This is a genomic window from Pseudoalteromonas pernae (assembly GCF_039831865.1).
Lineage (GTDB): Bacteria > Pseudomonadota > Gammaproteobacteria > Enterobacterales > Alteromonadaceae > Pseudoalteromonas > Pseudoalteromonas pernae.
Genome location: NZ_JBDODM010000002.1, coordinates 762,785 through 775,554 on the forward strand (window position 1 = coordinate 762,785; position 12,770 = coordinate 775,554).

Below are 12,770 nucleotides of genomic sequence, written 5' to 3' on the forward strand. Positions count from 1 at the left end.
TTGGTGCTGGGTACAGTTGCTATGTTTAGACTCCGTTATTTTGAGGGTTGCTTATGTTATTTGAAGGCAATTTGATTACTGAATGCCCTGTCCGCCAGAAGATCCGCGATTTCTACCGTATCGATGAGAACGAAGTAATCGATCATATTCTTCCGTTGGCAGAAGTTGGCGTTACGGCACGAAGCCGCGCATGGGAGCGCGCACGTCAAATGGTATTAAACATCCGTAAAGACCAAGATGGTCAAAGCGGTGTTGACGCGCTATTAAACGAATTCTCACTATCAAGTGAAGAAGGCGTGGTGTTAATGTGTCTGGCTGAGGCGCTACTGCGCGTGCCTGACAAAGCAACGCAAGAAAAACTTATTCGCGACAAACTTGCCAAAGGTGACTGGAGTTCACACTTAGGTGCAAGCGACTCACTGTTTGTAAATGCTTCTTCTTGGGGCTTGTTAGTAACCGGTAAAATGGTTAACTACAGTGACAAAAACAAAGAAGACCAATTCGGCCTTCTCAAACGCACCGTGGGTCGTTTAGGTGAGCCTGTTATTCGTAAATCTGTGAACTTCGCGATGAAGATCATGGGTAAGCAGTTCGTTATGGGTCAAACGATTAACGAAGCTATCGAGCGTGCTGCTGAAACAGAAAGCAAAGGTTACGTTTACTCTTACGACATGCTAGGTGAAGGCGCACGCACAATGCGTGATGCTGAGCGTTACTACAAGAGCTACGAGATGGCGATTCACGCTATCGGTAAAGCAGCAAACGGCCGTGGTCCAGTTAAAAGCCCAGGTATTTCTGTAAAGCTTTCAGCTATTCACCCGCGTTATGAATTCTCACACCGTGACCGCGTCATGGCAGAAATTGTGCCAAAGCTAAAAGAGCTAGCACTTCTTGCCAAGCAGTACGACATCGGCCTCACTGTGGACGCTGAAGAAGCTGACCGCCTTGATATTTCATTAGACATCATCGAAGCAGTATTTAGCGACAAAGACTTAGGTGATTGGCAAGGTTTTGGTCTTGCGGTACAAGCATATCAAAAACGTGCAATTTTCGTGGTTGAGTGGTTAACAAACCTTGCTCGCCGTGTGGGTCGTAAACTAATGGTGCGTCTGGTTAAAGGTGCTTATTGGGATACCGAAATCAAAACCACGCAACAAGATGGTTTGAACCACTTCCCTGTCTTTACTCGTAAAGCAACAACTGACGTATCTTACAAAGCGTGTGCAATTAAATTGATGGAAGCGCGTGATGCGATTTATCCTCAGTTTGCAACGCACAATGCCTACACCGCAGCGACGATTCTTGAAGTAGCTAAAGGTGATAACGAAGGCTTTGAATTCCAGCGTCTACACGGTATGGGTGAATCACTATTCGACCAAGTGGTAACGCAAGAGAAGATTCAATGTCGGGTGTATGCGCCTGTTGGTCAACACGAAGACCTACTTGCGTACCTAGTGCGTCGTCTGCTTGAAAACGGTGCCAACTCATCATTCGTTAACGCGATTGTAGATACGACAAAGCCCGTTGAAGAGCTGCTACCTGATCCAGTAGAAACACTGCAAGGGTTACGTAACAAGTACAATAAACAAATCAAATTGCCAATTGAGCTATACGGTGACGAGCGTGCAAACTCTAAGGGTATGGACTTAACTGACATCAACTTGATTACGCCATTAAAAGAAAATATGGATGCCTGGTTCGCTGAGCACCTAATTTCTGAAGAGCAAGTTGCTGAAGGTAATATTGCGGTACGCAACCCTGCGAACCACAAAGAGATCATCGGTCAGCATCGCTTGCACACTGGCGATGAGATGCAAACTCTATTGGCCAACGCAGAAAAAGAATTTATCTCTTGGTCTGCGACTCCAGTTAAAGAGCGTGCTGATCTATTACGCCGTGTGGCAGATATCCTAGAACGCCACCATGACGAACTAGTGGCGCTGTGTATCAAAGAAGCGGGTAAAATCACTCAAGACGGTATCGACGAAGTACGTGAGGCCGTTGATTTCTGTCGTTACTACGCGGCTCGCGCGGAAGAGCTGTCGCAAGACGAGCGCTTTGAAGCACGCGGTGTTGTGCTATGTATCAGCCCGTGGAACTTCCCGCTAGCTATCTTCCTAGGTCAGGTTGTTGCGGCAATCGTAACGGGTAATACGGTCATCGCTAAGCCGGCGGAACAAACCAGCCTTATCGCCTTACGTGCGATTGAGTTAATGCAGTCGGTGGGCCTACCTGAGAACGTAGTGCAGCCTGTTATCGCTCGTGGTAGCGAAGTAGGTAAGCACATTGTTCCTGATGAGCGCATTCAAGCGGTTATGTTCACAGGTTCAACAGAAACAGGCACGCTGATTTCACAAACACTTTCTGCACGTAATGACATGCAGGTGCCTTTGATTGCTGAAACCGGTGGTCAAAACTGTATGATCGTTGACTCAACAGCGCTTCCTGAACAGGTTGTTGATGATGTGGTTAAGTCTGGCTTCCAAAGTGCGGGTCAACGTTGTTCTGCACTGCGCGTATTGTTCCTACAAGACGACGTAGCCGATGGCATTATTGAAATGCTCAAAGGTGCGATGGCAGAGCTCCACATCGGTGACCCAGCTTATCTATCAACAGATATTGGTCCAGTAATCGACGAGAAAGCACTTAATGCATTGAATGCACACGTTGAGTATCTAAAAGGTAACGCAACGCTGCATTATCAGTGCGACATTCCTGATAACAGCGAAAATGGTGCTTACTTCTTCGCGCCACGTTTGTACGAAATCAAAGATTTGTCTGTACTTAAGCGTGAAGTATTTGGTCCAGTAGTACATATCGTTCGCTTCAAAGCTGACGAACTAGATAATGTCATCGACCAAATCAACGGCACAGGTTACGGCTTAACAATGGGTGTTCACTCACGTATTGAAGAGCGTTGTGAGTACGTGGCACGCCAATCTCGCGCGGGTAACGTCTACGTTAACCGTAACATGATCGGTGCGATTGTTGGTGTGCAACCATTCGGTGGTCGTGGCCTTTCTGGTACTGGTCCAAAAGCCGGTGGCCCGAACTACTTGTTGCGCCTTGTGAAAGAGAAAGCGTCACCTGAAAACGTGCAGATGACTCACCTGCCTGCTGATGAAGCAGACCAACACCATTACACCGGCGCAGCTGAAAAAGTTGAGCAGTTAATGGTAGCGTCAATGCGCGATGAGAAAATCTGGCGCGCAACGGCGTTGAATGACCGAGTCTCAGCACTTCGTCAATTATTAGCAAAAATTGCGACGGTTGAAATCATTGATGAGCTTGCTGACGACCTAGCTAAAACGCTTAGCGATGCGCGTGCACAGCTTAACCGCATCGAAAAACGCATGAAGCGTCCAACTATTTTGCCGGGGCCAACAGGTGAATCAAACATCCTGTACCTTGAGCCACGTGGTTGTGTTGTGTGTTATGCCGACAAGAGTACGTCATTCAACTTCTGGGCAATTTCTATTATCACCGCTCTTGCGGCAGGTAATACGGTTATTACCGTAGCGTCAGAGTTGTTCTATGAAGAAGCGCAAGCTTTCCGTGACAAGTTCATTGCAACGGGCGTTGCAGAAGGCGTTCTGCAAGTGGCTAAGCCAAATCAGCTACAAGCTATTTTGGCACACCCACACCTTGCAGGTGCAGTAGTAGCAGCACGTTCTTCGCGCTTAGGTTACTTTGCACAGCAGCTAGCTAACCGCTCTGGTGCTATCCTGCCGGTAATCACCTCTGAGTACTACGATACGTTAATCAATCGTCTACTTACAGAGAAAACCATCAGCGTTGATACTACGGCATCAGGTGGTAACACCTCATTGATGACCTTAGTTGAAGATGATGAATAAATTGTAAGCTATTGAATTAAAAGGCGCCTATCGGCGCCTTTTTTATTGTTCTAGCGCAAGTGTTGAGCTATCGAGGTGCCCTATTCTTTGCTATGTTTAATACATACTTCTGATATACCAAGTCACTATGCACGAGACGATTTCCATTAACCAACTCAAGCCAGGCATGTTCGTTGTCCAAGTAAGTAAACAAACTGGCTCGGTGAAAATAAAAAATCAAGGGTGGGTAAAAACCGCTGCCGCCATTGAAAAGTTAAAAAAAGTCGGCGTTCTAGAGGTGATTATCGACCCCTCCAAAACGCTCACTAAAGACAAACCTGCAGCACCCGAGCAAGTATCAAAGCCACCTGAAACCCAACCACCAGCGACACCAGCCGCTGCCGACCCATGGGCGTCCAGCGTCAGCGTAGAAGCTGAGATGAGTAAAGCCAGTGCCTTGTACAATGAAGCCAAAAACCTGCAAATGAAGGCATTTGCGGATATCAAAGCGGGACTTGTTATCGATGTGGCTCCATTTAAAGATGTTGCCCAAGGCTTTATGGATTCAGTATTTCGCCAACAAGACGCACTCACTTGCTTGACGAGAATGCGTGAGAAAGATGCGTACCTGATGGAACACTCGATTAATGTGTCCATCTTGATCACTATTTTTGCAAAGCACCTGCGTTTAGATAGCCAGCTTACCCACGAGCTGGCAACAGGTGCACTGCTTCACGACATAGGTAAAATAAAAATCTCGGACGACATTCTTCAAAAACCTGGCAAATTAACTGAACAAGAATTTCTTGAAGTGCAACAGCATGCTCGCTTCAGTAAAGAAATCCTCGAACAAGCGGGCTTATCGGGTGTGGCCGTTGAAATTGCAGGATATCATCATGAGCGAATAGACGGCACAGGTTACCCATTCGGCGTTAAAGGTGAAGAACTGAGCATTTATGCGCGCATGGCGTCCATCGTTGACGTTTATGATGCGCTAACGGCGGAACGTGTTTATAAAGTAGGCATGACCCCTATTCAAGCTTTTAAACTGCTCAATGAAGGTGCTGGGAGCAAATTCGATGAAACCTTACTGACGTTGTTTATCCAGTGTATCGGAGTACATCCAGTGGGCACGCTGGTTAAACTAAGTAATCACAAAGTAGGCATCGTGTCGCGCAGTAACCCAAGCAACCCACTAAAACCCACGGTAAAAGTTTTTTACAACGCCAAACATGGTCGCTATGTGGAAGTGGAAGACATCAACCTAGCCAAAGGCAGAACCGATATCACCCTTGAAGCGGCCATTAAGCCCGAACTGTTTAATTTAGACTTGCTGCGCTTCTTTAAAACTTCAGTGCTTTCATAACGCAAAAGACTGGCTAGCTGGGCCAGTCTTTTCCTTCTCTCACTTACGCTGCTTGAGTTAAGGCCAATCTTGCATGGCTTGCAGCGAGAACTCGACATTATCAACTCGTAAAATGGTCTTCTCTGGAGTGATTTCTATCACCTCTAAACACCTTTCAAATAGTTTAAAGGAAATTTTACGAGTAAGCTGTTTCATTTTTTGGGGAAGGTCACTGCTATCACCACCTACGCCAACCACATGCACCGACAGCGACGTAGTTGCCTCAGTAGCACCAAAGCTTTACCTGCTTAACCCATTGATACGGTCACCGTCACATTAATCGTATCCAAGGCTAACCCTAGTACAAAAAGATGGGTTGTTTTAAGGCGTATAGTGAAAGCTATAAAACCAATTATCTTTGATCTGTTGAGTGAACACTCGCTGTTCATTTTTAGGGTGTCTATATGGATCAGAAACACTATTATTTAGTTGGTTCAATCTGAAGGGATGGCTGGCTAAAGAAACCGTTGTACCTGTATTAATTAATATATCCCGTGTAATGAAAACTTCAAAATGACAAACGCTGTTTCTACTATCCCATCTCACTAGTAAGGAATGAAATTCTGCCTTCTCGGTTAAGGCTCTCATGCCTTTTAATGACTCTATATTAAACTTGTCATTGTATACTTTCACATAGTCATCATCTCCTACTACATCTGTGATATGAATACGTTTGCTTTTTTCGTTGAAATCAAAATCACTATCCTTATCAAATTTTAACTTCCAGAGCTTGTTACGCTCCATAAAGTCACACGTCGTTTTATTTATATCGGCTAGATAATTCTTGTTGGCAAAATAAATGTCTTTTGCTTCTTGATATTTAATAATTCGAGAGTAGTTTTGATAGTTGCTATATATCATTAAAAATATAGCAACTATCGATAATGATATAGTTAACTTAACTGTTGAAGAAAGGCTCATATGCTATCCATCTATTTCAACCACCGCAGGTACAAACAATACTATACTCCCTGCAAAACCCTCACTAGACTAACCTGGATTTGTAGAAGTACCAATAGAGCTAATGTCGCCAAGAGCAGCTAAACTAAGCTAGGCACCCACCTTAATATTTCACACTTTTCCCGCTTTTGACTACATTTTTATTGTTCATCTCCCACAGGAGATAGCTTGGCAATACCTTGTAAAACCAAACCAACCTATCTGACTACCCTTAATCGCTTCATATCTCACTTTGTGCGTCGGGCATTCCTATATGGGTAATACCCTTTGCGTAGACATTCTTATGAGTATCACCGTGAGTGGGTGGAATCAAAGTAGTGCCTGCATGCATAGTTGTTTTGTCTAGACGGTATAAGTTGCCATAGGGAATAACTCCCAAAAGTCTGCATTACTGCCGCCATCACAAAAGTTTTGGGCTCGCTCAGTGAGATTACCCACCGCATCAAATGTATAATAAAGGCCATGTAGCATAGTGCTGCTCGCGAGACTGACAGCACATCAATGCGCGCTAAGGGAGCCCACCCTTGAAGCGGCCATTAAGCCCGAACTGTTTAATTTAGACTTGCTGCGCTTCTTCAAAACTTCAGTGCTTTCATAACGCAAAAGACTGGCTAGCTGGGCCAGTCTTTTCCTTCTCTCACTGACGCCGCTTGAGTTAAGGCCAATCTTGCATGGCTTGCAGCGAAAACTCGACATTATCAACTCGTAAAATGGTCTTCTCTGGAGTGATTTCGATCACTTTCAAGCGCCCAACGGTATCGCCTTCATACAGTTCATAACCATTGAGTTTGATCCAACGCTTATCTTCGTCTGTTGCGTATATATGCGCTTGATACACCAATGCAGGAATCCGTCCTTGAATAGAGTCAGGTAAGAGCTCTATTGGCTCAATCATCGCCCCTGCTTGGGTAGTGGTGCTGACGGTATCCATGTTATCCATGTTTTCCGTTGCTGCAACGGCATCTGCAAATGCACGCTTTAGATCATTAGACACCCCATTGAGGGCAGGATCATCATAAATGGGTGATTCACTTTGAGCTTGATAATCGCTTTGATAATCGCGCTCATTCATCGGCTTACCCACAACCTTATACTGACTCATATCAACCGGTTGTTGTGCATATTGGTTGGCTTGATATTGCATCGCATTGGCAGGCATTTGGTTCGCCATCATTGGATTACCATAAGCAGGCACCCATTGCATGTAGGTTCCCGGACCATACGCTTGCGGCATTTGTGGCATCACATACACAGGCACCATCTGCTGATAAGGTTGCGCGTACTGAGCAGGCATTTGCACTGCGTTAGGGTTAATTTGTCCTTGCGCAGTTTGGGTCACAGGAGGGTTGCTCTGAACACTCGCAACGGGAGCCTCTTGACTAGGAGAGTTAATGGGGTCAACGGCACTCGGTTGCGCATTGGCAACATCTGCAACAACGGGTTGCGACACGGACTTGGGAGCTTGATTTTGCCACCATTTACCTGCGAAGTAGCCAACACACAAAACTGCAATAACGCCGAGGATAGCCACTAAAGCAAGGCTCAAACGACGGTAAAAGTACAACGCCTGCTGCTGCTCAAACGATTCAGGCTCTGATGTTTCAGAGGTATTTTGAGATTGCTTCATAGCATCGAGTAACAAGGACATACATACAGCCTTAAATGAAATAAGATAAACCGATGCCTACGGCAAACAGTACAACAACACCGCAAAGGGTCGCCAGCGTTCGCCCAACCCCCTTACCACTCGTCCTTGCATGGCTAGCATTTGCCATGGTTTCTGGGAGCGCTTCTTGTGCTGCTTGGGTTATGAGTTTTTTACTAACCTGATTGACTTGCGCTGAATAGGCGCCGAGTAACGCGCGTTCACACAACAGGTTAATCAATCGCGGAATGCCACCGGTTAATTGATGGATCTGCTTCACGGCAGCGAAATCAAACAAAGTTTGTCGTCCACCGGCAATTTTAAGACGATGCTTAATATAGGCATCTACTTGAGCGATCGTCAGCGGTAATAAATGATAACGCGCGGTAATACGCTGCGCGAGTTGACGCAATTCATTGCGTCGCAACAAGGTTTGCAATTCAGGCTGACCAACCAGAATAATTTGCAGCAACTTCTTGTGGTTTGTCTCTAAGTTGGTCAATAACCTAAGTTGCTCTAGCACTTGCGGAGCAAGGTGCTGCGCTTCGTCAATAATGAGCATGGTGTGGCGGCCATTTTCATGGTTGCTTAACAAACGCTCTTTAATGCGATCCGTCAGTGTTTTTAGTGTCGCATTGTTGTGGTCATAGTCAATCTCAAGCTCGTCACAGATACTCGCTAAAAGCTCAAGTTCAGACAAGGTTGGATTAAGAATAAAGGCAACCTGAGTGGAATCCGGTACCTGCTCCAGCATACAACGGGTAACAGTTGTTTTCCCAGTGCCAACTTCCCCGGTCAACAACACAAAGCCACCCGACTCACCTAAACCATGGGTTAAATGTGCAAGTGCTTCTTTGTGACGTTCACTGAGGTATAAGTATTCTGGGTTTGGCGCAATCGAAAATGGTTTTTCAGTTAAGCCAAAGTAATCTAGATACACAAACAGTTCCTTAGTATGTGCTAATTCTTGCCCCTTACTATAGGCGCTTACATCAGCGACATCGATATTTAATTATTCGCTCTACTATAATGACAAAAAAACGGCGGCTAGAAAACTCTGTTACAATCGCAGTCATTGCTGGCGTGTAAGCGAGGAGAAACAGATGCAAATTTATTTAGTCGGTGGCGCCGTGCGCGACCAACTATTGGGCCGTGAAGTCAAAGAGCGAGACTATGTCGTCGTTGGTGCGACTATCGCGCAAATGAAAAGCTTGGGCTACACCCAAGTTGGTAAAGATTTCCCCGTCTTTTTGCATCCGCGAAGTAAAGATGAACACGCACTTGCGCGCACCGAGCGTAAACAAGGGCAAGGCTACACCGGCTTTATTTGTGACTTCAATCCCAGTATTACCCTAGAGCAAGACCTTGAGCGCCGTGATTTAACCGTCAACGCCATCGCGCAAAATGACCAAGGGGAGTTAATCGACCCCTATAACGGCCGCGCTGATATCGAAAATCGCGTCCTACGTCATGTTAGTCCTGCATTTAGTGAAGATCCGCTACGGGTGCTGCGAGTTGCCCGTTTTCGTGCTCGCTACCATGAGCTTGGTTTTACCATTGCCGATGAAACCCTCGCATTGATGACCGACATTGCCCACAGTGGTGAGCTCGCGGCACTGACGCCAGAACGCGTCTGGATGGAGTGGCACAAAGCACTCAACGACGGGTACATCGACGTTTTTATCGACATTCTATTTCAATGCAATGCACTAGCGGTACTGTGCCCTGAGTTGGCAAAGATGTGGAGAGAATTCAAACCAGAGTTGAGTACTGCAATAAGCTTCGCTAGAGCTCATGGTTTGGACGCACCTTGCCAATTCGCGCAGGTGATCAATGGGCTCGATGAACACGCACGCAAAGCCTTTTATGAACATTATCGTGTCCCGAACCAGTTTGCAGAACTGGCTGAATCACTCGCTGTGCACAAGCACGTGTTATCTCAACAACAGTGGCTTGCAGCTGCGCTCATAAAGATGTTCAATCAACTTGATATTTGGCGCCGCCCGCACCGTCTGGACGACCTCGTCAGCGCCTATGAATGCTACGCATGTGGAGACTTTGCTAACAAAGCCTTGCTAATGAACGCCGCGACAGCAGCGCAGCAGGTGAATGCGCAAACCTATATCAACCAAGGCGTGACTGGGGCTGCTATTAAAGAAGCGCTGGCACAAGGACGCCTAACAGCAATCAATTCAGCATTGTCTTAGGCTATCGCTGAACGACCAATGCAGTAATACTCAAAGCCGTATCGCTGCAATTGCTCACGCTCGTATAAATTACGCCCATCAAAAATAACGGGCTCACCCAGTGATTGTTTTAGGTGTGAAAAATCGGGAGCGCGAAATGCCTCCCATTCAGTACAAATCAGTAAAGCATCACACCCTTCTATTGCTTCTTCTTTGCTGTTGCAGATTAGAACTTGCTCAACATCTTGGTAAACCTGAGCTGTGGCTTTGCCTGCTTTGGGGTCGAAGCCTTGTACTCTGGCGCCCATGCTCACCAATGCATTGATGGTTACTCGGCTAGGCGCTTCGCGAATATCGTCAGTGTTTGGCTTAAATGCCAACCCCCAAATAGCGAAGGTTTTACCGCGAAGATCATTGCCATAACGCGCTACGACTTTGTTCACTAAACTCTTTTTCTGTTGCGCATTGGTTGTTCTTACTGCCTCTAATAGGTAGTTGTCGACTTGAAAAGTATTTGCCATGCTCAACATCGCATCGATGTCTTTTGGAAAACAACTGCCACCAAAGCCGAGTCCCGGATAAATGAAGTGATAGCCTATGCGCGGATCAGAGCCAATACCACGGCGCACTTGCTCAATATCAGCGCCCATTCTCTCTGCCATCTTGGCCATTTCATTAATGAAGGAGATTTTAGTAGCTAACATACAATTAGCTGCGTACTTAGTCAGTTCCGCGCTGCGTCGGTCCATAGTGATGATTTTGTCACGCTGACGGCAAAACGGGGCATATAACTCTCGCAGCGTTGCTAGCGTCGATGCCACTGTTGCACCAATGATGATTCTGTCAGGGCTGCGACAATCACTCACCGCGGCACCTTCTTTCAAAAACTCTGGATTTGACGCCACATCAATTTGAAGGTGTTCATCAGCCCTGCGCTCCAACTCGCCGGCAATAATAGCTGCTACTTCATCCGCAGTTCCGACAGGGACCGTCGACTTATTTACGACAATTTTATCCGATGCCATCTGTTGGCCTATGGTGGTGGCAACTGCTCGCACTGCACTTAAATCTGCACTGCCATCTAAATTACTGGGTGTACCTACGGCGATAAAGAGAATGTCTGCAAACTCAACGCCTTGAGTGGAGTCCGTGGTAAACATCAGACGTTGTTGGTCAATGTTACGTACGACCAAGTCTTCAAGACCAGGTTCAAAAATGGGGATGTTGCCTTGGTTTAACTTATCGACGCGATGTTGGTCGATATCAACGCAGCAGACCTGATGCCCTGCCTCTGCAAACACTGCAGCTTGCACTAACCCAACATAACCAGAACCGAAAATTGTTACTCGCATAATCCATGCTCTTTGCTGTTTCACACAGCTCTAGCTTGCAAAGCGAGTGTGACACTACCATGGTAGATACATGGCAGTGTCATGACAGGTAAGTATTTCAGACTATTGGTAAAGCAAAAACGCCAATAACCCGAAGCCCAAAATTAAGCGGTAGATAACAAAAGGCATCATGCCCATGCGTTCAATAAATTTGAGGAATAAGAAAATACAGGCATACGCCGCCATAAATGACAGCCCAGCACCAAGAATAAGCGCTTGCCAATCAACCGCTTCGTCACCGGTGGCCAGTTGAATCGTTTTGATTAAACCCATACCACCGATCACTGGTACAGAAAGTAAAAACGAAAAGCGTGCAGCACTTTCTTTGGTCAATCCTAAAAATAGGCCCGCAGTCATAGTTATACCTGAGCGTGATGTGCCCGGTATCAGCGCAATCGCCTGCGCACAACCTATGATCAAGGCTGTTTTCCAATTTAATTGGTAAATATTGCGTACTTGCTTCGCCTTTACATCAGCCCACCACAGCACTAAACCAAAGAAAATAGTGGTGATAGCAATGACGATAGCCGCACGCAGGTGTTGCTCAATAAGATCTTCAAACAACTTACCCGCAAGACCTGCTGGAATGGTCGCCAAAATAATGTACCAGCCAAGCTTGCTGTCATCGGTTGCACCCTGTGCACCAAATGATTTGAACCAAGCAACGAGGATATCGCCGATTTCTTTGCGGAAATAAATCATTACAGCGAGCAAAGAGCCAACATGAACGGCAACATCAAATGCCAAGCCTTGATCTTGCCAGCCAAGAAGCTGAGACGGGAGAATTAGGTGAGCAGAACTAGAAATAGGTAAAAACTCAGTCAATCCTTGAATTAACGCCAATACAACAATCGCTAAAATACTCATTCAATAGTGACCTTCCATAGGTTTTGTTTTGATTTATCATAGTCCTGCCACAACTGCTCAATCGTTGCGTTGGCTACAGGATGAAAAAAGTCAGGGGCAATCTCATACAAGGGCCATAGCACAAATGCATTTTTGGTAATTTCATCACGGGGAATTTGCGCAGGTGTCTGGCAAATAACATCGTCATAGAAAAGTAAGTCTAAATCCAGAGTACGTGGGCTAAACTTTTTGTCTTGTGGGGTGCGGCCGTTGTCGCGCTCGATTTGTTTTAGGATTTTACAGACTTGCTCGAGGCTTAAGTCGGTATCTGCACCGGCCACCGAGTTGTAAAAATTACTGCCATTGAACCCAACCGCCTCACTTTCATAGACACTTGAATGATTCAACTCACCAAAGTGCGCTTGAAGAGCGTGCAAACCATTAAGTAAATTGGTGCGCTTGTTAATGTTTGAGCCAAGGCTAATGTAAATGCGTGCCATC

At 46.1% G+C, this 12,770-nt stretch carries 9 protein-coding genes; 3 read left to right on the top strand and 6 right to left on the bottom strand.

Annotated elements, in window-relative coordinates; genetic code table 11:
- The first annotated feature begins 53 nt into the window (after positions 1 to 53).
- Both putA and V1358_RS07685 read left to right on the top strand, forming a co-directional pair.
- Positions 54 to 3,857, top strand: a complete 3,804-nt coding sequence (gene putA, locus V1358_RS07680; RefSeq protein WP_347393107.1) for a bifunctional proline dehydrogenase/L-glutamate gamma-semialdehyde dehydrogenase PutA — start codon at positions 54 to 56, stop codon at positions 3,855 to 3,857.
- A 127-nt stretch (positions 3,858 to 3,984) separates the two neighbouring features.
- Positions 3,985 to 5,202, top strand: coding sequence for a cyclic di-GMP phosphodiesterase (locus V1358_RS07685; protein ID WP_347393108.1), 1,218 nt, complete (start codon positions 3,985 to 3,987; stop codon positions 5,200 to 5,202).
- A 360-nt stretch (positions 5,203 to 5,562) separates the two neighbouring features.
- Here the strand turns inward: V1358_RS07685 and V1358_RS07690 are convergent, their stop codons facing one another.
- From V1358_RS07690 to V1358_RS07700, 3 genes are all read right to left on the bottom strand, one after another.
- On the bottom strand, positions 5,563 to 6,162 hold the full coding sequence (locus V1358_RS07690) for a hypothetical protein (protein ID WP_347393109.1): 600 nt from the start codon (positions 6,160 to 6,162) through the stop codon (positions 5,563 to 5,565).
- 694 nt (positions 6,163 to 6,856) lie between these two features.
- Positions 6,857 to 7,849 carry a general secretion pathway protein GspB gene (locus tag V1358_RS07695; protein ID WP_347393110.1) on the bottom strand — a complete coding sequence of 331 codons (993 nt, stop codon included), beginning with the start codon at positions 7,847 to 7,849 and terminating at the stop codon, positions 6,857 to 6,859.
- A gap of 10 nt (positions 7,850 to 7,859) precedes the next feature.
- Complete coding sequence (locus V1358_RS07700; protein WP_347390348.1) at positions 7,860 to 8,786, bottom strand: ExeA family protein; 927 nt, start codon at positions 8,784 to 8,786, stop codon at positions 7,860 to 7,862.
- A 163-nt stretch (positions 8,787 to 8,949) separates the two neighbouring features.
- On the opposite strand from V1358_RS07700, the gene V1358_RS07705 reads away from it, so the two are divergent.
- Positions 8,950 to 10,053, top strand: a complete 1,104-nt coding sequence (locus V1358_RS07705; protein WP_347393111.1) for a tRNA nucleotidyltransferase/poly(A) polymerase-related protein — start codon at positions 8,950 to 8,952, stop codon at positions 10,051 to 10,053.
- Here the strand turns inward: V1358_RS07705 and V1358_RS07710 are convergent.
- The 3 genes from V1358_RS07710 to folK form a co-directional block, all read right to left on the bottom strand.
- Positions 10,050 to 11,384 (bottom strand): UDP-glucose dehydrogenase family protein, encoded by a 1,335-nt coding sequence (locus V1358_RS07710; protein ID WP_347393112.1) that lies wholly within the window; start codon positions 11,382 to 11,384, stop codon positions 10,050 to 10,052. The two genes, V1358_RS07705 and V1358_RS07710, sit on opposite strands and share 4 nt — an antisense overlap.
- 102 nt (positions 11,385 to 11,486) lie before the next feature.
- The gene (locus tag V1358_RS07715; protein WP_347390345.1) at positions 11,487 to 12,290 is read right to left on the bottom strand and encodes an undecaprenyl-diphosphate phosphatase; all 804 of its coding nucleotides are present in this window, start codon (positions 12,288 to 12,290) and stop codon (positions 11,487 to 11,489) included.
- Positions 12,287 to 12,769, bottom strand: coding sequence for a 2-amino-4-hydroxy-6-hydroxymethyldihydropteridine diphosphokinase (gene folK / locus V1358_RS07720; protein ID WP_347390344.1), 483 nt, complete (start codon positions 12,767 to 12,769; stop codon positions 12,287 to 12,289). The genes V1358_RS07715 and folK overlap by 4 nt, the downstream gene beginning before the upstream one ends.
- Between the last annotated feature and the right edge of the window lies 1 nt (position 12,770).

What these genes read in the sequence shown, in the direction of transcription:
- putA (WP_347393107.1), top strand. Translation starts at nt 54, where the DNA reads ATGTTATTTGAAGGCAATTTGATTACTGAATGCCCTGTCCGCCAGAAG.
- V1358_RS07685 (WP_347393108.1), top strand. Translation starts at nt 3,985, where the DNA reads ATGCACGAGACGATTTCCATTAACCAACTCAAGCCAGGCATGTTCGTT.
- V1358_RS07690 (WP_347393109.1), bottom strand. Translation starts at nt 6,162, where the DNA reads ATGAGCCTTTCTTCAACAGTTAAGTTAACTATATCATTATCGATAGTT.
- V1358_RS07695 (WP_347393110.1), bottom strand. Translation starts at nt 7,849, where the DNA reads ATGTCCTTGTTACTCGATGCTATGAAGCAATCTCAAAATACCTCTGAA.
- V1358_RS07705 (WP_347393111.1), top strand. Translation starts at nt 8,950, where the DNA reads ATGCAAATTTATTTAGTCGGTGGCGCCGTGCGCGACCAACTATTGGGC.
- V1358_RS07710 (WP_347393112.1), bottom strand. Translation starts at nt 11,384, where the DNA reads ATGCGAGTAACAATTTTCGGTTCTGGTTATGTTGGGTTAGTGCAAGCT.
- V1358_RS07715 (WP_347390345.1), bottom strand. Translation starts at nt 12,290, where the DNA reads ATGAGTATTTTAGCGATTGTTGTATTGGCGTTAATTCAAGGATTGACT.
- folK (WP_347390344.1), bottom strand. Translation starts at nt 12,769, where the DNA reads ATGGCACGCATTTACATTAGCCTTGGCTCAAACATTAACAAGCGCACC.